23 protein-coding genes are annotated in these 17796 nt (G+C 58.7%); 15 read left to right on the top strand and 8 right to left on the bottom strand.

Features of this window, described 5'->3' with window-relative positions:
• Window positions 1-165 precede the first annotated feature (165 nt).
• From GAL01_RS11235 to GAL01_RS11205, 7 genes are all read left to right on the top strand, one after another.
• The gene (locus tag GAL01_RS11235; protein WP_062028027.1) at window positions 166-1146 is read left to right on the top strand and encodes a DUF3991 and TOPRIM domain-containing protein; all 981 of its coding nucleotides are present in this window, start codon (window positions 166-168) and stop codon (window positions 1144-1146) included.
• On the top strand, window positions 1143-1814 hold the full coding sequence (locus GAL01_RS11230) for a hypothetical protein (RefSeq protein ID WP_062028025.1): 672 nt from the start codon (window positions 1143-1145) through the stop codon (window positions 1812-1814). Before GAL01_RS11235 ends, GAL01_RS11230 begins: the two co-directional genes overlap by 4 nt.
• Entirely contained in the window at window positions 1811-3859 is a 2049-nt protein-coding gene (locus GAL01_RS11225; RefSeq protein WP_062028022.1) for an ATP-dependent helicase, read from the top strand. Before GAL01_RS11230 ends, GAL01_RS11225 begins: the two co-directional genes overlap by 4 nt.
• 282 nt (window positions 3860-4141) lie before the next feature.
• Window positions 4142-4639 (top strand): MucR family transcriptional regulator, encoded by a 498-nt coding sequence (locus GAL01_RS11220; protein WP_062028019.1) that lies wholly within the window; start codon window positions 4142-4144, stop codon window positions 4637-4639.
• Window positions 4640-4725: 86 nt separating this feature from the next.
• Window positions 4726-5097: a hypothetical protein gene (locus tag GAL01_RS11215; protein WP_062028017.1), complete on the top strand. Its 372-nt coding sequence runs from the start codon at window positions 4726-4728 to the stop codon at window positions 5095-5097.
• Complete coding sequence (locus GAL01_RS11210; RefSeq protein ID WP_062028015.1) at window positions 5097-5492, top strand: hypothetical protein; 396 nt, start codon at window positions 5097-5099, stop codon at window positions 5490-5492. The genes GAL01_RS11215 and GAL01_RS11210 overlap by 1 nt, the downstream gene beginning before the upstream one ends.
• A gap of 67 nt (window positions 5493-5559) precedes the next feature.
• Window positions 5560-5925, top strand: a complete 366-nt coding sequence (locus GAL01_RS11205) for a hypothetical protein (protein ID WP_062028013.1) — start codon at window positions 5560-5562, stop codon at window positions 5923-5925.
• A 12-nt stretch (window positions 5926-5937) separates the two neighbouring features.
• Here GAL01_RS11205 and GAL01_RS11200 read toward each other — a convergent pair whose 3' ends face one another.
• Window positions 5938-6531 carry a nuclease-related domain-containing protein gene (locus tag GAL01_RS11200; protein ID WP_062028011.1) on the bottom strand — a complete coding sequence of 198 codons (594 nt, stop codon included), beginning with the start codon at window positions 6529-6531 and terminating at the stop codon, window positions 5938-5940.
• A 306-nt stretch (window positions 6532-6837) separates the two neighbouring features.
• Entirely contained in the window at window positions 6838-7920 is a 1083-nt protein-coding gene (locus tag GAL01_RS11195; RefSeq protein WP_145995628.1) for a hypothetical protein, read from the bottom strand.
• A gap of 364 nt (window positions 7921-8284) precedes the next feature.
• On the opposite strand from GAL01_RS11195, the gene GAL01_RS11190 reads away from it, so the two are divergent.
• The 6 genes from GAL01_RS11190 (at window position 8285) to GAL01_RS15725 (ending at window position 12505) form a co-directional block, all read left to right on the top strand.
• A complete protein-coding gene (locus GAL01_RS11190; RefSeq protein ID WP_145995627.1) occupies window positions 8285-9355 on the top strand; it encodes a hypothetical protein in 1071 nt (356 codons plus the stop codon).
• Between the two features lie 335 nt (window positions 9356-9690).
• The gene (locus GAL01_RS11185) at window positions 9691-10515 is read left to right on the top strand and encodes a hypothetical protein (protein WP_062028007.1); all 825 of its coding nucleotides are present in this window, start codon (window positions 9691-9693) and stop codon (window positions 10513-10515) included.
• A gap of 741 nt (window positions 10516-11256) precedes the next feature.
• Window positions 11257-11751, top strand: a complete 495-nt coding sequence (gene ssb, locus GAL01_RS11180; protein ID WP_062028032.1) for a single-stranded DNA-binding protein — start codon at window positions 11257-11259, stop codon at window positions 11749-11751.
• Window positions 11752-11779: 28 nt separating this feature from the next.
• A complete protein-coding gene (locus tag GAL01_RS11175; protein ID WP_010505526.1) occupies window positions 11780-12058 on the top strand; it encodes a hypothetical protein in 279 nt (92 codons plus the stop codon).
• Entirely contained in the window at window positions 12051-12176 is a 126-nt protein-coding gene (locus GAL01_RS16035; protein ID WP_255308585.1) for a hypothetical protein, read from the top strand. Before GAL01_RS11175 ends, GAL01_RS16035 begins: the two co-directional genes overlap by 8 nt.
• 152 nt (window positions 12177-12328) lie before the next feature.
• Window positions 12329-12505 carry a hypothetical protein gene (locus GAL01_RS15725; protein ID WP_156476370.1) on the top strand — a complete coding sequence of 59 codons (177 nt, stop codon included), beginning with the start codon at window positions 12329-12331 and terminating at the stop codon, window positions 12503-12505.
• A gap of 348 nt (window positions 12506-12853) precedes the next feature.
• On the opposite strand, the gene GAL01_RS15720 is transcribed toward GAL01_RS15725, so the two are convergent.
• The gene (locus GAL01_RS15720) at window positions 12854-13021 is read right to left on the bottom strand and encodes a hypothetical protein (RefSeq protein WP_156476369.1); all 168 of its coding nucleotides are present in this window, start codon (window positions 13019-13021) and stop codon (window positions 12854-12856) included.
• Window positions 13022-13272: 251 nt separating this feature from the next.
• Here GAL01_RS15720 and GAL01_RS11170 point away from each other — a divergent pair, with 251 nt between their 5' ends.
• Entirely contained in the window at window positions 13273-13941 is a 669-nt protein-coding gene (locus GAL01_RS11170; RefSeq protein ID WP_062028005.1) for a hypothetical protein, read from the top strand.
• Between the two features lie 206 nt (window positions 13942-14147).
• On the opposite strand, the gene GAL01_RS11165 is transcribed toward GAL01_RS11170, so the two are convergent.
• The 4 genes from GAL01_RS11165 to GAL01_RS16030 form a co-directional block, all read right to left on the bottom strand.
• Window positions 14148-14456, bottom strand: a complete 309-nt coding sequence (locus GAL01_RS11165; RefSeq protein WP_156476368.1) for a hypothetical protein — start codon at window positions 14454-14456, stop codon at window positions 14148-14150.
• 516 nt (window positions 14457-14972) lie between these two features.
• A complete protein-coding gene (locus GAL01_RS15715) occupies window positions 14973-15125 on the bottom strand; it encodes a hypothetical protein (protein ID WP_169926421.1) in 153 nt (50 codons plus the stop codon).
• A gap of 61 nt (window positions 15126-15186) precedes the next feature.
• Window positions 15187-16662, bottom strand: coding sequence for a Fic/DOC family protein (locus GAL01_RS11160; RefSeq protein WP_082790629.1), 1476 nt, complete (start codon window positions 16660-16662; stop codon window positions 15187-15189).
• A 7-nt stretch (window positions 16663-16669) separates the two neighbouring features.
• On the bottom strand, window positions 16670-16885 hold the full coding sequence (locus GAL01_RS16030) for an antitoxin VbhA family protein (protein ID WP_063905511.1): 216 nt from the start codon (window positions 16883-16885) through the stop codon (window positions 16670-16672).
• Between the two features lie 126 nt (window positions 16886-17011).
• On the opposite strand from GAL01_RS16030, the gene GAL01_RS16025 reads away from it, so the two are divergent.
• A complete protein-coding gene (locus tag GAL01_RS16025) occupies window positions 17012-17290 on the top strand; it encodes a hypothetical protein (protein ID WP_225198652.1) in 279 nt (92 codons plus the stop codon).
• A 102-nt stretch (window positions 17291-17392) separates the two neighbouring features.
• On the opposite strand, the gene GAL01_RS11150 is transcribed toward GAL01_RS16025, so the two are convergent.
• The gene (locus GAL01_RS11150) at window positions 17393-17794 is read right to left on the bottom strand and encodes a hypothetical protein (RefSeq protein WP_062028000.1); all 402 of its coding nucleotides are present in this window, start codon (window positions 17792-17794) and stop codon (window positions 17393-17395) included.
• Between the last annotated feature and the right edge of the window lie 2 nt (window positions 17795-17796).

Here is a 17796-nt window from a genome sequence, read left to right as displayed (position 1 = left end):
CGAACAAGAAAAACCGGTTTTTGTCGCTCTGGACGCAAGAACTATTTCACCAAAGCAAGTAAATATATTCCGCGATATTATGTTGTATTCATTGGATATTATGGCGGGAATTTACTATACTTATCACAGATCGAAAGTAACGGACGTTCGGGAGGATATTCCGCCATGGCTTACCAGAACTCGCCCCAGCAGATGAACGACGAACTCCAGAAGTTTCGTGACGAGATCAGTTGCATCGTGGTTCTGGAGAAGGCCGGTTACAGGTTCGACCGCTCCGAAAGCTCGGCCCGTCACATGCGCTTTCGTCGGCAGAAGGGCGAGAGCATCATCGTGACGCACGGTGGCAAGGGCTGGTGGGATCCGCACAATTCCTCTTCGATCGTCAAAGGCTCGGTCATCGACCTGGTCCGGTTCCTCAATCCGGGCATGTCCCTTGGCAATGCGCGCGTGGAACTCCGTGGAATGCTGGGCCTTGCGCCGAGCGGGGCCGAGTACGTGGCGGAACCGAAGGAGCGCAAGCCCGCGCGTGATCCGAAATATATGTGGAAGAACCGTCAGGCTCCCCGTCCCGGGTCGGCCGCCTGGATCTATCTGACCCGCGACCGGGCGTTGCCGGAGAGCATCGTGCGTCTGGCCATCGAGCAGGGTCTCCTGCGTGAAGGTATGAAGGGAACGGCCTGGTTCGCCCATAGCAACAATGCCGGTGAGCTGACCGGCATGGAAATGCGCGGTCCGGACTATCGCGGCTTCTCCTCGGGCGGCGGTGGCAAGCTGCTCTTTCGGATGAGGACTGGCGAAAAAGGGGAAACGCCCGTTCGTCTGGTCATCGGTGAGTCTGCCATCGACGTGCTGTCCTATGCCGCCATGGACCCGTTCAATTTTGAACCCAGCCTGTATGTCTCATCAGGTGGCGGCATGAGCCCCGAGGCCCTGGAGGAGTTTCGTGCGCTTCTTGGCACCCTTGAGGCAGGCGGCCGCGTCATGATTGCCGTGGACTGCGATGCTCAGGGCGACCGTTACGAAGAGATCTATGCGCCCATGATCCGTGAGGCCGGGCTGAAACCCCTGCGGTACTCACCCAGTGCCCGAGACAAGGACTGGAACGCCGTCCTGCAGCGCCGCGCCCGTCAGGACGTGGCCGCATGAAACAGAGTAAATCCCGTCTGAGCTGGCAGGCCATCACCCTGATCCTGTGGCGGCAGGACGCAGAGGCCATGAACGTCTGGAAGCGTGCCGGGGTGGGATCTTCTGCCCCTGAAGTCTTCTGTGAGGCGCAGACGCCCGAGGGTCTGGTGCAGGGGGTCGTGATCGGCGGTGATCGCCTGAATGACGCCTGGGACCGCGACGGCGAGCTGATCGTCTTCACCCGCAAATCCACGATCGTCCGTCTGAACGGACCTGAACTCTCAACGCTCACTTTGTCAGCCTGCCCCAAGGCTTTTGAGGACGTCATGATGTATAACGACACCCGATCCACGGCTCGCCAGCATATCGACCGGATGGTCCTCAAGAGCGGCCTGACCTTCAACATGCTGGGCCATGAAAAGGCCTCTGCGATCTGGATGGATCATGCGCGCCGCCTCGGTTGCACGGATCCTGAAGCGCCGGAGATGCCGGTCCCGCATCAGCTCGTGTGGCTGGGCAGCGGCCTGAACCGCGCACTGGCCCTGGTGATTGCCGGACGGTGGGACGGCCCTCATGAGGGCTTCAACCTCTATCATCCGCTGACCCTCTTTACTGACAGCAGCAATGTCGTGGCCGTTGAGGATCCGGTGGCGTCTGAAGTTTATCCGGTTGAGCAGGTGCCCGCATGAGCGCTTATCCCCAATCCCTCGCACCCGTACTGGATCCGCTGACCCCAGTGCAGCGTGAGGCCGCCATGGCGCTTGGCCGCGTGCTGGTGCTGGCCGGGGCCGGAACGGGAAAAACGAAGACGCTCACGGCCGGTGTGGCGTGCCGGATCCAGATGTATGGGATGCGCCCGTCACAGATCCTGTGCGTGACCTTTACCAACAAGGCTGCTCAGGAGATGCGCGAGCGCATCACGACCGTCTTAGGTGAGGGACAGGCTCCGTTCTGGCTTGGCACTTTTCACGGCCTCGGCGCGCGGCAGCTCCGGGCGGAGCCTGAGGTTGCCCAGCTACACCCCGGCTTCGATATCCGCGATGCGGACGATGCGACGGCGCTGATCCGTCGTCTCATGAAGGCCATGGACCCCGACACTGTGCCCGAACCGGACACAGGCAAGAAGTGTGACGTCCGGCAGGTCAAAAAGATGGGCGAGCGGATCGGGCATATGAAGGAGAACCTCGTCACACCTGAGGCCGCGCCGGCCTGGGTGCGCGGGCTGATCGAGCGCCGCCGTGCGGCGCGTCAGATGGTCGATGTCGAAGGTTGGGAGTTTGCGGTCCGGCTCTACCAGATCTATCAGGCGACCCTGCGCGAGCAGAATGCCGCTGACTTTTCGGACCTGCTGATGTGGCCAACGCTTGCGCTGATGAATGACCGATCCTATCGTGACAGGTGGTCGCAGCGCTTCACATCCGTGATGGCCGATGAGTTTCAGGACGTGAACCGTGCGCAGATGCTGTGGCTCACCTATATGTCTGAATACTCACGAGAACTCTTTGCCGTGGGCGATGATTCGCAATCAATATATTCCTGGCGTGGGGCCAAAATTGGCTTCATCCGGAACTTCGTTCGGGAGTTTGACGGGGCCAGACTTTTCAAGCTCGAAGAGAACTTCCGCTCGACGCATCATATCCTCCAGGCTGCCAACGCCATCATCGCGCGAGACCCGGGCCGGATCCCGAAGACGCTGTTTACCCAGAAGGGCGACGGTCAGAAGATTGAGGTGCTCTCCTACGATTATGCGTCAGATGAGGCCGACGCGATTGCAGCCGAGATGGGACGTCGTGCGGCAGAAGGTGTCGCCTGGCATGACATGGCGATGATCTACCGGATCAACCGTCTGTCCCGTTCTCTGGAAGAAGCGCTGCTCAAGGCGCGTATCCCCTACGAGATCATCGGCGATGTCGGCTTCTATCATCGCGCCGTGGTGAAGGACGCGCTCGCTTTCCTGATGCTGGCGGCCTGTCCGGACAGGCGCCAGTCCGATGAGGCGTTCCGGCGCGTGGCCAATGTGCCCAGGCGAGGCCTTGGCGCCAAGGCGCTTGGCCAGATCGAACAGGAAGCGCAGGATCGCGGCCTCAGCCTGTGTGCGGCCGTCACCACGGCAACGCTTCCCGCCAAGGTGCGTGACAGCCTGCTTGCCTTCCGAGAGACGGTCTCCCGGATCGGGCAGATCCCGGACATGCGGCTTTGCGATCGCCTCGATACGCTCCTGAAAGAGACGGGCTACTACACGATGTGGAGGGAGGCCGCGTCCGAAGAGGGGGAGACGGCCTTGCAGAACCTGTCCGAGCTGGTCGGGCTGGCCGAGGGCTTTACCCGGCTTCAGGATCTTCTGGAGCACGCAGCCCTGGCCACGGCCTCACCGAATGAGCGCGGACGCGACCGGGTGCAGCTCATGACCATGCATCGGGCCAAAGGTCTGGAGTTTCCCCACGTCTTCCTGCCAGCCTGGGAGGAGACAGTCTTTCCGGGGATGGGCGAGCGCAATTATGAGGAAGAGCGCCGTCTGGCCTATGTGTCGCTGACCCGGGCCATGCAGCAGGCTACGATCAGCAGTGTCGGCTATCGTCAGGGTGTTTCAGCGAGGCCGTCAGGATTCATTGAGGAAATCCCAGCCGAGCATCGCGTGACGGGCTGGCTGCGCCAGCAGGGGCAATCGAAGAGAAGAGAGACAGGGGGCCGGTTCCGCCACACGGCCGCCGCTCTTGATGCCATGGGGTTTTAAGGGATGTCCGATCATCACAGTCCTGACGACAGGCCTTACATCTCTCAGCGGCCCAGGACGAAGTCTGGCTGGCTTTATGACTGCGAGATTTGTGGAAAGGGCGCGGCTTTCGGGTTCACCGGGCCGAAAGGCGATACGCACTACTGCTCCGAACACCGTCATCTGGGACGAGGCGTGGCTCCGGCCCCCATGCCGCGAACCACGCGGCCGCAGTGACCTGTCAGGTTATCTTTCGTATAGGGTGCGATCCTGCACAGTCGAAATTTGAAAAGGGAATTTGCAATGACCTCAAATAGTGAGACAGATTTTCGGCGTCTGACAGCCAATATTGTGGAAAGCTATGTGAGTGCCCATGAACTTCCCGCAGAGCAGATTTCTGATTTGATCCGCAGTGTTCATACAGCTCTTGCGTCGGCCGGCCAGCCGCCGGAGCCAGAACCAGTTGAGCTGGTCCCGGCCGTCCATCCGAAGCGGTCCGTGTTCGAGGACTACATCATCTGTCTCGAAGACGGAAAGAAGCTGAAGATGCTCAAGCGCCATCTCAAGAGCGTCTATAATCTCACCCCGGATGAGTACCGCTCAAAATGGGGACTGCCGTCCAACTATCCCATGACGGCGCCAGGATATTCACGGCATCGGACCGAGCTGGCTCATCAGATCGGTCTTGGGACCGCGAAGGGTGGTCGGAGCCAGCCTGCACCTGAGCCCGAAGAGACCGAGCCTGAGGTGCCCGTGCGGAAAATCCCGGAGAAGCGTCGCGGACGCCCTGCAAAGGGCTGAGTCTCTTTTAGGAAGTCGCAGAAGCGGTCTTTACCTTTGCGGGGTAAAGGGATCTTTTCAGATCCAATGAACCGCAAGGACAGACCGTGACCCGCCTTTTTTCTTCTCTCGCCCTGGCAGCCGGCCTCACGGCCGCTGCCCTTTCGCCAGCCATGGCCCTCGATCCCGCGCTTGGGAGTATGGGGTTTGCGCCTCCGACACCGACATCCAAAGGCCACGCGGCCTCCGTGTCCACGTCTTTTGCCGCCATTCCCGAAAGTCTTCAGACACTGCTCGATGCCGGCTACGTTCTTCGCACGTCGGCTGGCGAAGAAGGTAATATCCTGACCCTTGAGAAATTTGTGGATCGGACCTCCCCGTCAAAATGGGTGCGGTGCGAGCTGATCGGCGATCACAACGGCAATACGCGTCTGACCTTCAGTCAGCATGTGTCCTCTTTGTGCTGGAAGCTGAACTGATGAGCGATGTGATGCCGGTTTCAAAGGCAGGACCGTTCCGTCCGCAGACCCAGCAGATTGTGGATGCGCTGAACACGGCCTTTCCTGGCCTGTATGCGGGTGTCTGCAAGGCCTCCGATCTGCCGTCAGATGCCGATGAGGCTGAGGATGACGACGATCTAGAGGATGACGGCCTGCTCAGCGATTTCGTCTTTTTGTCGGATGGATGGGCTGTGCGGGTCGATTACGATCCCGAAGATCCGGATCTCTGCCTGGGCCTGTCTGCTGGCAGCACGGAGGCACCGGCTGAAGGTCTGGAAGTCGATCTTGATGACGGCGAGGAAATTCCGGATGGCGTCCTGAAAGACGTCACGGACTTTATTGACGAGCAACGCCAGGCGTCGGCAAAACACTGACCTGTCCCGATAAGGGAGGCCCCTCTGGCGCTTTCCTTATCCATCTCAGCAAGGAAGGACTGGCCGCGTGACTGGTGAACCGATCTATCCCGCCCCCTGCACATATGAGAGCCTGACCGAGCGGCAGAAAGAGGCTGTTGGTCAGTTCATGTCAGAGCGTTTGAAGCAGAAAACCCGAGGGATTCTCCCGGGAACGCTGCATACGGTGGTCGAAAAAGGGCGGATTCATGCGTTCGTCTCCTGGGACGAGCATCATGTTTATGAAGTCAGCCCGATCACCAGCCTTCGCCTGGTGCTCGATCCTGATGGGCGCCCTCTGGGCTGCCCGAAAGACGGGCTTCTCTATCTCTCCGACGTTAGCGGGGAGGTGGTGGTCAGGATCCTTCCGACAACCCGGTATACAGCGGCCGCCATCGGTATTGCCGTGGAATAAGGCGTTGCGCGCTTAATTCTTTGTGTGATGGGCGACGCGCACGATCCTCTGCCACAAGCCCATCATCAGTCCTGACGCCTCTCCGCAGTTGTGTCGCAGTTCGTCGGCGAGGGCGTCCGGGGTTCTGACACTGGCCTGAAGGGCCGGGCTGACGCTAGCGCGTCCTGTCAGGACCACGCGATTCAGGATCTCCACATCCAGACAGGCCTGTGACGTCACAGCGCGGACGGCTGCGCAATGCCCCGCATTCTGGCGAAGAGGGCTGTAGATCAGCCGGCCCTCTTCTTCTTTTCCGATACGCTGACGCCAGTATTCGTCATTCGGATGCCCACTCAGGTGGCCCGCATAGTGTTTGGTCTCGATGACCATGAGGGCACGGGGCAAAAGGACGAGATGGTCAATCTGGGTTGTGCCATCACCAGAGGCCTTGGGAAGACGAACGTCATGGAGGCTTGGCCGTCCCAGATCGTTCAGGAGGGTGCGGATCCTGTCTTCGCCTTTCGCGCCTTTGAGTTCGGCCTGAAGGCTCTTCCAGGCTGCGTGCGCGCTGTCGCTCCGCTCGATGCGAGAGGGGCCGCCACGCGGCCGAAGTCTCAGGCGCACCATACGAAGGCGCGCCTCCAGGCGAAAGTATGGGGCTTGGTAAAGCGCATGGCATGTCTCTGGTCTGGCAAACGATATCCTGACTCTAGCGACGTGCTTTGCGACTTTGCGGTCTCTCTATTTGGCACCGCATCGCGAGAACATCTGTCACACTCTGCCGATGCCAACGCCTAATTAGAGGGGGAAAGCAGACGGGCAGCTATCGGGTAAAATTTCGTTGCAATCGGACGTCTCCACCAATCTCGGAGCAATTCAGACCGTATTCAGCTGCCTTCGTTCCTACCCAAGATTTGTCATATAGAGGGGTCACTAGCTACGCGCAGGCTGCGAATTTTCCTTACAGCCCCCAGTGACAAACTTCCCCTCGCTGTTGAATAAGAAAGAGTATTTGTTTGAGCTAAGTAATTCTAGGGCTTCTTCGCGCGTATGATGCATTGTTGTTTGACAATAATTCTCTAAAATGTGGCGCTTGATGTGACCTATTAAGTTATTGTTTTTAGGAAAAAACTCGGCCTCATCTTCTGGATGGAAAGCTATAATTTCAAGATTATCACCATCCGTGTTCGACATGCTGGTACCGAAGCTGGGAGAAGTTTTAAGGTGAATATTTGCCGCCGCCAGTTCTGCGGCCAGCTCGCGAGCTTGCGCCGAATTCATCACGCCCGTTATTTTTGACAAAACGGGCTCAATAGCCTCCAAGCAAATACCAGAATCGTCAAAAACAGTGTATATAGCAATATTCTTGACTCGAATGAACAAGGTGTAAGCATTGGTTATAGTAGCAACATCAAAAAAATTATCTTCGAAACTATTCCCAACTTCTAAGAATAAAATTGATCCATGGACATACTTTCCAATTTTTGCGCCCGTATAATGAGCGCGTATAAGACAATGCATGTGATGAAATGTTGACCAATCATAGCGATCTGATATGTAAGATCGTCCAAGACGGATATCAGGATTTTCTAAAAGAGTTTTATCTTTAAGGTGTAATTTAACAAAGAGAAGCGCCATCCACAAAAACAGGCGCTCGGTCCCCTCGCGTTCGACCAATGCGCGCACACCTGAAAATCCCTGCCCTAATGCTTTGCTGATTGGTTTTTCAAAATGCTCCGCAAGGAGCGTGTTACATTCAGTGCAACATGGAATGGTATATCTTCCATATTGATGCAGCCTACCGTTTGGAAGTTGAATATCTCCTGAGTGAATATTGACCAGTCTCAACAGCCAATTTGGTATTATATGCTCTTTATTGAATGAGACTCCTTCAGGATGTCGTCCGCATATAAAACAATTATTGCCCTCACATATCTCAGAAACGAATTTCTCTATGCTACAAAATAGCAGGCGACCGCTTTTATCGTAGATCGAATTGTCGATTGTAATTGGCATAATGAGATTATGCCGAAGAGATCTCATTATCTCAACCAAGTGAGGTCCAGTAATGTTTTCCCTACTCGTCTAGTATGCTTTTTGCCGTCGCAAGCTGACCCGCTCCGAAACTGACGGCAGCCAGCGTTCGTGCGTCGAAAGTTCAAGTCTGTTTTCTGAAAACGTATATTGACGCAGTAGCGTCCGACATGAGGAGCATTTCCTGCTATTCACATGGTGAAGTATAGAATACAGGGAAAGAATAATGACCGCTGCTATACACTTTACAACTCCTCTGGAGGGAGGCCAATCACAAACGTTACAAGGCGAGTCAGGGCAATATGCTGACTACCTGGATGACGCATTTGAAACTGAGGCTTAAAACGTGGCCGCTCGTGATAACTTTTCAGCATCCGTTCGGAACGCTCTCGCGTTGAGGGCAGCTTACAAATGTTCGATCTGCAATCAGGCAACGGTGGGGCCGAGTGACGAGGCGCCAGCCGCGATCTCCAATATAGGAACTGCGGCACACATCTGCGCCGCAGCACCAGGCGGTCCGCGCTATGATTCCAAAATGACCCCGGGTGAGCGCGCCAGCATCGACAACGGCATATGGCTCTGCGCTAACCACGGACGCCTCGTGGATACCGACGTCTTTACATACACGGTAGAGGTTTTGCAGCGGTACAAGGCGGACCACTATTCTCGGTGTAAGCAGGCTCTAACCGGCGCTGCTGGAGAGCAGAACATCAAACACTTAATTGCATTCGGGCCGGAAATCGTGGCGGTGGGGGAAATAAACTACGCTCAAGACGACCAATGGCACTTTGAGATCGAGCATTTCGTAACCGGCGATTTTTCCGACCTGGTCCGTTTGGCCGGCAATCTGAGATCGATACCGGAGTATGATCGATATGTGCTGGTAAACAGTCTGGGGGAAGGCCGCTCGATAGGGAGTCTTTCGGTGCGACGAGAAAGAACCCTAGTACTCGTTGAGTGCCAGGTGGCACCAAACGCCCCCCGCACTCCCGCCGCAAGTCTTCCAAGTGACTTCGCTCTTTCAGCCAATAACGACCTCATGCTCGATGGTGGAGACATCGCCGTAGTGAGTGGCATAGCGGCCCTCCCACAAAAGCTTATGATGTGCTTGTCGATGCGCCGCGGCGAGAGCCCTTTCTTTCAAGACTTTGGCTCTCGTCTGTCCGAATACTGGGTAAACTACATGGGCTCTCCTTGGTTAGAGGAGCTGCTCAAGCTTGATATCGTGAGGTTGGCTTCGATCCCTTATTCTAGTCCTATCTCGAATGAATCCTATACGCCACTCATGTGCGTCGAACGTGTGTTTCGGGTCGCGATATTGGGAGATCTCGTCGAACGTCGAATACTGGTACATCTCGAGCTTGAAATAGCTGGAGTAGGACCTTGGTCGCATAACTTAGCCGTGCATATAGGCTGATTAAGGCTTAGGGCACGAATTATTAGCGAACGACGATATACAGTGTCGGCCTTGCGAAACCTGCCTCACTGCAGTCGCCTCAATTACAAATGTCTGCTTTGTGGAAAGTGAGCTGTCATCCCCGTATGTGTCGGATGTAGGCGTAACCAGCCGTCAATCGTGCACTCCTCGGACGCGTACTTTGTAAATAAGAAAAGAAAAAACAGGGAAGACGCGCCACAGGCCGTCTGGCCGCCACAATGGTTCGGCCGCACGCGGCCCGCGCCCTGGAGGGCGCGCCATTGTCCCGTCCAGCCGTCTGCGCCTCGCGGGGAAGCATCTGAAAAGAGAAAAGGATGTTTTCCGTGGCTACTGCCGTCACAACAGTCTTCACGCTCACCGGCCCCCAGGACCGTCTGCGCCAGATCGCCGAAGAGCGCGCCTACCGGACCTGCGCACCGGACCAGATGGCGTGGGAGAACGACACCACGCTGGTGATGACCCTCGAAAACGGCATCGGCACGTCCTTCCTCCGTCACGGAGATGGGCTTTCTGACGAGTACCCCGATGTCAGTATCCGGGGGATGGAATATTTCGACTGCTTCGATGATCCGGGCTTTGCCAAATGGCAGGGCGGTCAGCTTGTCTATGAGGCTGATCTCATCACCGTCTTCGGAATCCTGTTTCCGACGGACGCCTCAAAAGACTGGCCGGGCTGTAGCGCCAGCTTCTGGCACAGGTCTCCGCCTCTCACGGCAGCCATAGCCGAGAACTGTCCGGACTTTGACCTGATGCCGCTGCGGCAACTGGCAGGGCCAGCGCCCGGATGGGTTCAGACCTCGGATGGCTTCGCCACTCTTTTCCTCCGGCTGCCCTCAGCTTCAGATGCACGGGACGGCGCTGCCGTCATCTTCTATCACGGGCTGGGGAGAGCCACTTTATTGAAAAATGTCGATCGTTTCGGAGGCTTCGCGCGCTACCGCCGCGTGTCCTACGGCCGCATTACAGGCCAGTATCAAGAATTGCGCCCGGTTCTCCGGGACGGCTGGAAGGCTGACGAGAAGAAAAGGCGCAAGGCCCGTCAAGAACGCAAGGTTCTGAGAAGGAAGACGAGGAAGGCGGGCCGGGAAGGGAAGAATAGTCTTTTCCATCTCTTCGACACGGACCCGTGGGTGATTTGAAGGGCAGAAGAAAAGAAGATCGGGGCGGCCCTGAAGGGTTCGTTTACTCTATCTCACTAGGCTCCTGCGTCGCCAAGTTCGACCGAGCCACAGTGTCCAGCCGCCCTCAACCGGGCGTCTGGCCCCTGCGTCTCGGCCCTTCCGGGTAACGGTTCACCCGCGTTCTTTTCCGATGACGGACGGTCCTGGTCTGGGGATCTGTTCGTGAGACGGCTCCTCAACCTCCCCGGCCAGTCCTGCGGACCGGCCGGGGAGGCACGTTCCACGACGGCGGCCTCGCATCCAGCGTTCAGTCTGACAGTCGCCGTGCCAGTCCGTAAAGCCACTGCGCGACCCTCGGCGGCAGGTGTCAGGCCCGCGTCTGCTGCAGGGCCGCACGCGACCCCGCATCAGCCGCAGACCCGCCCCCCTTGCTCAGGACGCTCCGGGCTTGACGGCTTGTCCCGTCGCCCGTCTTGGCCAGTGGCAGGATGGGCTCAGGAAAACGCCACCGTCATTCCACTCTCGTCGCCGTCAGTGTGCTCGCCGCACGGGCAGGATGGGTCTAGGAAAACATCAAATACCCTTTCAGTAATCAACAAATAAAACGCCTTTACATTCAGTTTTATTTCTTCGGAAATGGCGGTTTCCTGCCGTTTCTCGTTGACTGATACCAAGTAAAAACCTATTATCTATTCATGGACAGAGGCAATAACGCCGAACAAGTCCAGTCGATACGTTCCCTAAGTCTTGGAGGCTCTCATGGCTGGTTCCGTTAACAAAGTCATTCTCGTTGGCAACCTTGGTAAAGACCCGGAAGTCCGTCATACGCAGTCCGGGTCCAAGGTCGTGAGCTTTACGCTCGCCACGTCTGACACATGGAATGACCGCCAGAGCGGCGAACGCCGTGAGCGCACCGAATGGCACCGGGTCGTCATCTTCAATGACCGTCTGGGTGATGTGGCCGAGCGCTTTCTCCGCAAAGGCCGCAAGGTCTATCTCGAAGGCGAACTTCGCACCCGGAAATGGACCGATCAGGGCGGTCAGGAGCACTACACCACAGAGGTTGTTATTGACCGTTTCCGGGGTGAGCTGGTGCTGATCGACAGCAACCGGGGCAATGGCGATGAAGGCGAGGGCGGCTTTGCTGGTGGAAGCAATGGCGGCCGGTCCGGGGGATCGTCTGGCAACGGAAACCGCAATGGCGGCTGGGACGCACCGGGCGGGAACGACCTCGATGACGAAATCCCATTTTGAGTGCCGGGAAAAAGGAGCCTAGCGCCAGATGAACAAAGACCGCCTCATGGCGCTGCTGCCCCCGCCGCAGCGCTCCAAACACAAGGAAGACCGCTACAAGGCGATTGCCAGCGTCCTTCAGACATTCGCCCTCAGCGCGTGGGGGCTCGGCATCGTGACCCCGCTCATCTCAGGGACAGGACCGTTGACCCCCATGCGTGCCGTCACCTGCTTTTTTCTGGGAGCCGCGCTTGAGGCAATTTCTTTGACTTTTCTGGCGTATATCCCCTATCCTGAGGACAAGACGGAGGCGAAAACCAATGGATAACGTAACCCAGAGTATCCTGTTTATTCTTCTTCCTGCCGCTGCTTTCACCATCGGTCTGGGGCTTGCGATCGGACCCATTGCCACCCGGCTGGCAAAGCTGCGAACGTCCCATCAGTGACACCGACAGGCGGCCTCCGGGCCGCTTTTTTTTGTCCGCTCGCCCGGTTCAGTCAGGCGGGCGCGCCTCCTCGGCGCGAAGTGTCTTGCCCCCAATGCTCGCCCCCCACAGGGGGGCTGCGCCAGGACAGAGAAAAAGACTAGACTGGCCCCATGTCACGACAAACAGTCATCCGCGTCGGTGCGCTGAGTATCCAGCTCGCCATTCTTCTTCTGATCTGGCAGGGCTTTCTGCATCCCATCAGAGGAGGTCTGCTCGTGCTTGCCGTCGGGTTTGCCGCGTTCTTCCTCACGCGGGACTCTTCAGGCAGAAATCAGGGCCGTCAGTAGAAAAAGCAAAAGAAGGATCGGGGCGGCCCTGACGGGTTCGTTCACCCTATTCCGCTAGGCTCCTGCGTCGCCAAGCTCCACCGAGCCACAGGGTCCAGCCGCCCTTGATCGGGCGTCTGGCCCCTGCGTCTCGGCCCTTCCGGGTAACGGTTCACCCGCATTCTTTTCCGATGACGGACGGTCCTGGTGTGGGTGATCGGTTCGTGAGACGGCTCCTCAACCTCCCCGGCCAGTCCTGCGGACCGTCCGGGGAGGCACGTTCCACGACGGCGGCCTCGCATCCAGCGTTCAGTCTGACAGTCGCCGTGCCAGTCCGTAAAGCCACTGCGCGACCCTCGGCGGCAGGTGTCAGGCCCGCGTCTGCTGCAGGGCCGCACGCGACCCCGCATCAGCCGCAAACCTGCCCCCCTTGCTCAGGACGCTCCGGGCTTGACGGCCTGTCCCGTCGCCCGTCTTGGCCGGTGGCAGGATGGGCTCAGGAAAACGCCACCGTCGTTCCACTCTCGTCGCCGTCAATGTGCTCGCCGCACGGGCAGGATGGGTCTAGGAAAACAACAGGTATTCATAAAGTAACCAAGTAATCTTTTTACTTGTCATGCGAAAATAAAGCGCGTTTTATGGCGGTTTTCTGCGCTTTTTCGCTTGTCATGAAAGGCCAGAAAGGCTATCTTTTACTTGTCGAGAGGGATTGGCCCTCAAGACAAAGCGCCCCGGTTAGTGCTGGAACACCAAGCCGGGACTTCGCTAGACTAGAAAAGGTGAGTTTCATGTCCGACGCAGCAACCACAATCGCACCGAAGGCCCAGAACCGCAAGGCTGCAAACAAGGCCAGCCCCGCCGCCGTCCGCCGTTTCAACGAAGCCCGCGAGCGCACCAAGGCCATTGCCGCTCCCACGCTGGCAGACGTCATGCGCCTCGCCCCCAACGATGACAAGATCGCCGCTATCGTTCAGCATTTCGGTTTCGAGGCTGGCGACTATGACGAGCTGATGGGGGCCGGTCTCAGCATGATCCGCGACCAGTACACGCTTCTTGAGGATGTGCTTGTCGTCACCGACTTCCGGGGCGAGCGCAATTTCAAGGCCATGGAAATGCACCTTGGCCGCATCGTGGACGGCCTGATCCGCTCTGCCTATGGTGCCGCCAACTTCTATGAGAACAAGCGCCAGATTGCCCGCGACGAGCAGAACTCTTTCAGCAACGAAAGCCGCGACGAAGACCGCCAAGGCATCGACGGCGGGGAAAACCGCGTAGATCGGGCCGTCCGTTTCGCTGCACAGCAGGCCCCTAAGGCTTACGCGCTCGCCGTCATGGCTCAGGGCGCATGTGACGCCTACCGCGAACTGATCGGGGAAGACTGGAAGCCTTACGTCAAGGACAACGCCCGCAGCCTCACCGAGAACGTCCGTGCCGCACAATGGGGGGCCGTTCTCTAACCCCCACAGGCCGGGCCAGCAGGTCCGGCCACTCACCGGGGCCGCGCTGACGGCCTCGGCGTTGCCCTCGGCCTCTTCTCCCGTTCGCCCGTCTCATTTCCCCGTCGTTTTTTCCAGGAAGGCGGACGCGCCTCGTCGGCGCGAAGTGTTTTGCCCCCAATGCTCGCCCCCCACAGGGGGGCTGCGCCAGGAGCGTGCCCGTTTCATTAATCCTCAATCGCGTTCGATAGCAGATCCAAAAACCATCCAGTCATGCCGGAAATGAACGCAGCCTCAAGGCAGGTCATGCCTTCCTTTTCATGGCCCATTAGCGCCGCTCCAAGCGCCATCGCTCCAAGCAGCGCCGTCAGAGGGACAGCGAGAAAGAGACCATAGCGCGTGCTGCGTCTCACCCATCCCATGGCCGTGTCGAAGACGGCTCTGGTCAGTGAGTGAACGAGGGAAGTTGCGCCATAACCGCTTTCAGAACCGTCTTGCGTCGCCGAGACGGCAGTTTTGAATAGAATCTGAACCACGAAAAGGGCTGTAAAATAAGGCCATACGGTAGGAAAGTGAGGCATCGTCTCGATCTCCGGACGCAAAACACTGGCCCGTTCGGGGCGCAGTTCGGTTCTGTGGCGTCGAAAGAATCATGCGTGAGCAGTTTGCGACTGAAAACTCTGTCCGAAGTTAATTTCCCGAGCCAGAAGTGAAAGAAGGATCGGGGCGGCCCTGACGGGTTCGTTCACCCTATTCCGCTAGGCTCCTGCGTCGCCAAGCTCCACCGAGCCACAAGGTCCAGCCGCCCTTGGTCGGGCGTCTGGCCCCTGCGTCTCGGCCCTTCCGGGTAACGGTTCACCCGCATCCTTTTCCGATGACGGACGGTCCTGGTGTGGCTGATCGGTTCGTGAGACGGCTCCTCAACCTCCCCGGCCAGTCCTGCGGACCGTCCGGGGAGGCACGTTCCACGACGGCGGCCTCGCATCCAGCGTTCAGTCTGACAGTCGCCGTGCCAGTCCGTAAAGCCACTGCGCGACCCTCGGCGGCAGGTGTCAGGCCCGCGTCTGCTGCAGGGCCGCACGCGACCCCGCATCAGCCGCAAGCCTGCCCCCCTTGCTCAGGACGCTCCGGGCTTGACGGCCTGTCCCGTCGCCCGTCTTGGCCAGTGGTAGGATGGGCTCAGGAAAACGCCACCGTCGTTCCATTCTCGTCGCCGTCAGTGTGCTCGCCGCACGGGCAGGATGGGTCTAGGAAAACAGGGGGCGATTAGCCGGGGCCGGGTGTTCGGGCGGACGAAAGAGACGGGCGGCCTGTCGGGTCTTCCGGGGCGTTTAGGGCCGGCTGGCCGGTCAGGGTCTGAATCAGGGCGCGGCCCGGTTCAGAGGTGGGAGTCCGGCTGGCATGGCGGGCGATCTCCCGATCCGTCCCGGCCAGGTCTGTCAGGATTGCTGTTTCCCGACCGTGAGCGGCCCCAAACGCAAAGGCCTTTTCCCGACTGTCGCCATAGGCTGCCATGTCCTTCTGCACCTTGCCCAGCTCGCGCGCGAAGGTGGGATTGTGGCGCAGTTCCTTTTCGATCTCTTTCCCGAGCGCCGCATGACGGCCTCCGGCCTTCATGCCGGTGAAGGCCTGTGCTGCATCGCCGCCCTCCTGGCGGATCGCGGCCTCGATGTCGCGGCAGACGAGGGAAGGCGGGGCCGACCAGAACGCATGAAGAGAGGCGGCGGCCTTGCGGCCTTCTTCCTTGGCCTGCGCCAGGAGCGCGCTTTCGCGCTTCTCTTCCGCAGGCCCGAAGACAGCCGGGATGACCGGACGCGGCACGGGCCGAAGCGTTGGAGCAGCAGAGGCCGTCAAAAAATCGGACTGCACGGTGACAGTGTATCCGCCATCTTGTCGGACAGCGTTTCGCAGATCTGCGACAGGCACCGCCACGATCCCGTCAGGCGTTTCGAACGCACCGGAGAGGCTGGTCCGTGCCTTGAAGATCCCCGAGACCGTTTCCCCAGGTGCGGCCGTGCGGATGACGAGGTCATCCAGCGGCCTTGCGGCAGGGCCAGAGCCCATGTCCTGCATCAGCTCCTTTAGGGCACGCGCACGGGCGGGAGCGGTGGCATCTGTCAGCAAGGCCGCCATAGCAGGGTGATCCGGATCCTGCGTGCCGGCAATAGACGCGGACACCATGCGGGCTCTTGTGATGACGGAGAGGTCCACGTTATGCCCGTAATGACGGCCGAGTTCTGAAAGAAAGGCCTCCTGCGTTCTGCCGTTTCCTTCGCGGAACGGGTGGACATAATTGAGTTCGTTCAGAACCTTTCCGGCGACGGCCGCGAACTGTTCCGGCGTGGAGTTCTTCAGCACATCCGGGTTGCGAATGGGCTTGAAGGCCTCGTTTAGCCCCATGTCGATATGGGAGCCGGGCAGAAAGGTTGTTGACCCTTTCCGCATGGAGCCGATCGGTTCGACCCGTGCCCCGTCCACGACCGGCCTTTCGTGGCGCATGTGACCGGCCCACTCATAGACGTCCTGGAAGATATGCCGATGGATGGCCTTCAGGTGGTCGGCATCGAAATGGCCGGATGGCCCCAGACCCATCCGGATTTCCAGAATCCTGTGACTGGTGCGGCGGTATTCCTCAGGGTGAAGCTCGGAGTGGCGGCGCAGGCCGAGGCGGTTTCGGAGGACGTCCGTCTGGTCAGGATCATCCGAGACGTTCGGGTAGGTGTAGCCGTGGGCGGAAGGCATCGACGCGTCAGAGGGCGGGATTCAGTCTCCGCCCCAGTTCAGCAAGGTCGATCTGTCCGGCGACGAACGACTGGCAGGCATCCTCGATAAGGGGATCATGCGTGTAGCCCTGCCGTCTCTGGGCCGCGAGGGTCCACTCGACCGCGTCCTGACGGCGCGCGCGCTCTTCATCCGAAAGGGCGGAAAAAGGCGTCGGAGCGAAGAGGGTTTTGGCTGAACTCATAGGGAGAAATTAGCGGTTTTTGCGAGAAATGGCAAGGTTTTCCGGGCTTCGCGGCCTCTCTGGATGCGTATTTTGAAGGAGCGATTTTTTACGCTCAGTCGCAGAACGCGACGGCAGGATGCTCTTATGACGAAGAGCCTTTCCCCTCTCGATAGCCGCCCGAAGCACCTGACCGGGCCGCGCCTGTCTCTTGCCCTGTTCCGGATCGGATGGTCCGAGCGTCAGGCCGCCGAGAAATGCGACATGCACCGCAACCAGTTCCGGCGCTGCCTGGAGGGCACGTCCTCTCTCCCGGCTGATCTGTCTTTGTGGTTACTGGATCTGGAAGCGGCCCATGTGGCCCATCCCTGTCCCCGGCAGAGAAAGGCCGATCCCATTCTCGCCGAGATCCGCAAAGCCGGGTGACATTGCCCGCGACGTGGTGGGTTCCGGTGTCTCCACGTCCAGGCTCAGGGGATACGAAAAAGGCAGCCCGGAGGCTGCCTTCAAATAACAAACTTGCCGTCGTCAGTGTTGGTGGTGCTTGAAGTCGAAGCCGAGCTTTCCGTTGCTCATCACATACGGCGTGCATGTCACTCCTGGGTGAACAACCGAGTACGGCTTCAGCCACTTCGTGCTGATCCATGCAGGCTGGAGCGTGTAGGTCATCGCGAGAGCGTAGCCATTTTTCTTTGGCTCGACGGTATCAATAGCCATGACCACCGAAGCGTCGGAAATGACGGTAGCTGATGGATCAGGAGCTGACATGAAAGAGATGGGATGGTGCGTGTCCATCATGACGTCATCGGGCGCATCCAATGCCATACAGACATGATGTTCGATCGGCTTTACCGGAGTGACGTTCGCGGCATGAGCTGTCCCAAGGACAGAGGCGAAACCGGCAACCGCTAAGAGGATTTGTCTGTTCATTT

The sequence above is a fragment of the Gluconobacter albidus genome (assembly GCF_002723915.1).
GTDB lineage: Bacteria > Pseudomonadota > Alphaproteobacteria > Acetobacterales > Acetobacteraceae > Gluconobacter > Gluconobacter albidus.
Note: the sequence above shows the minus strand (reverse complement) of the source record. Positions and strands in the feature narration are given on the sequence as shown.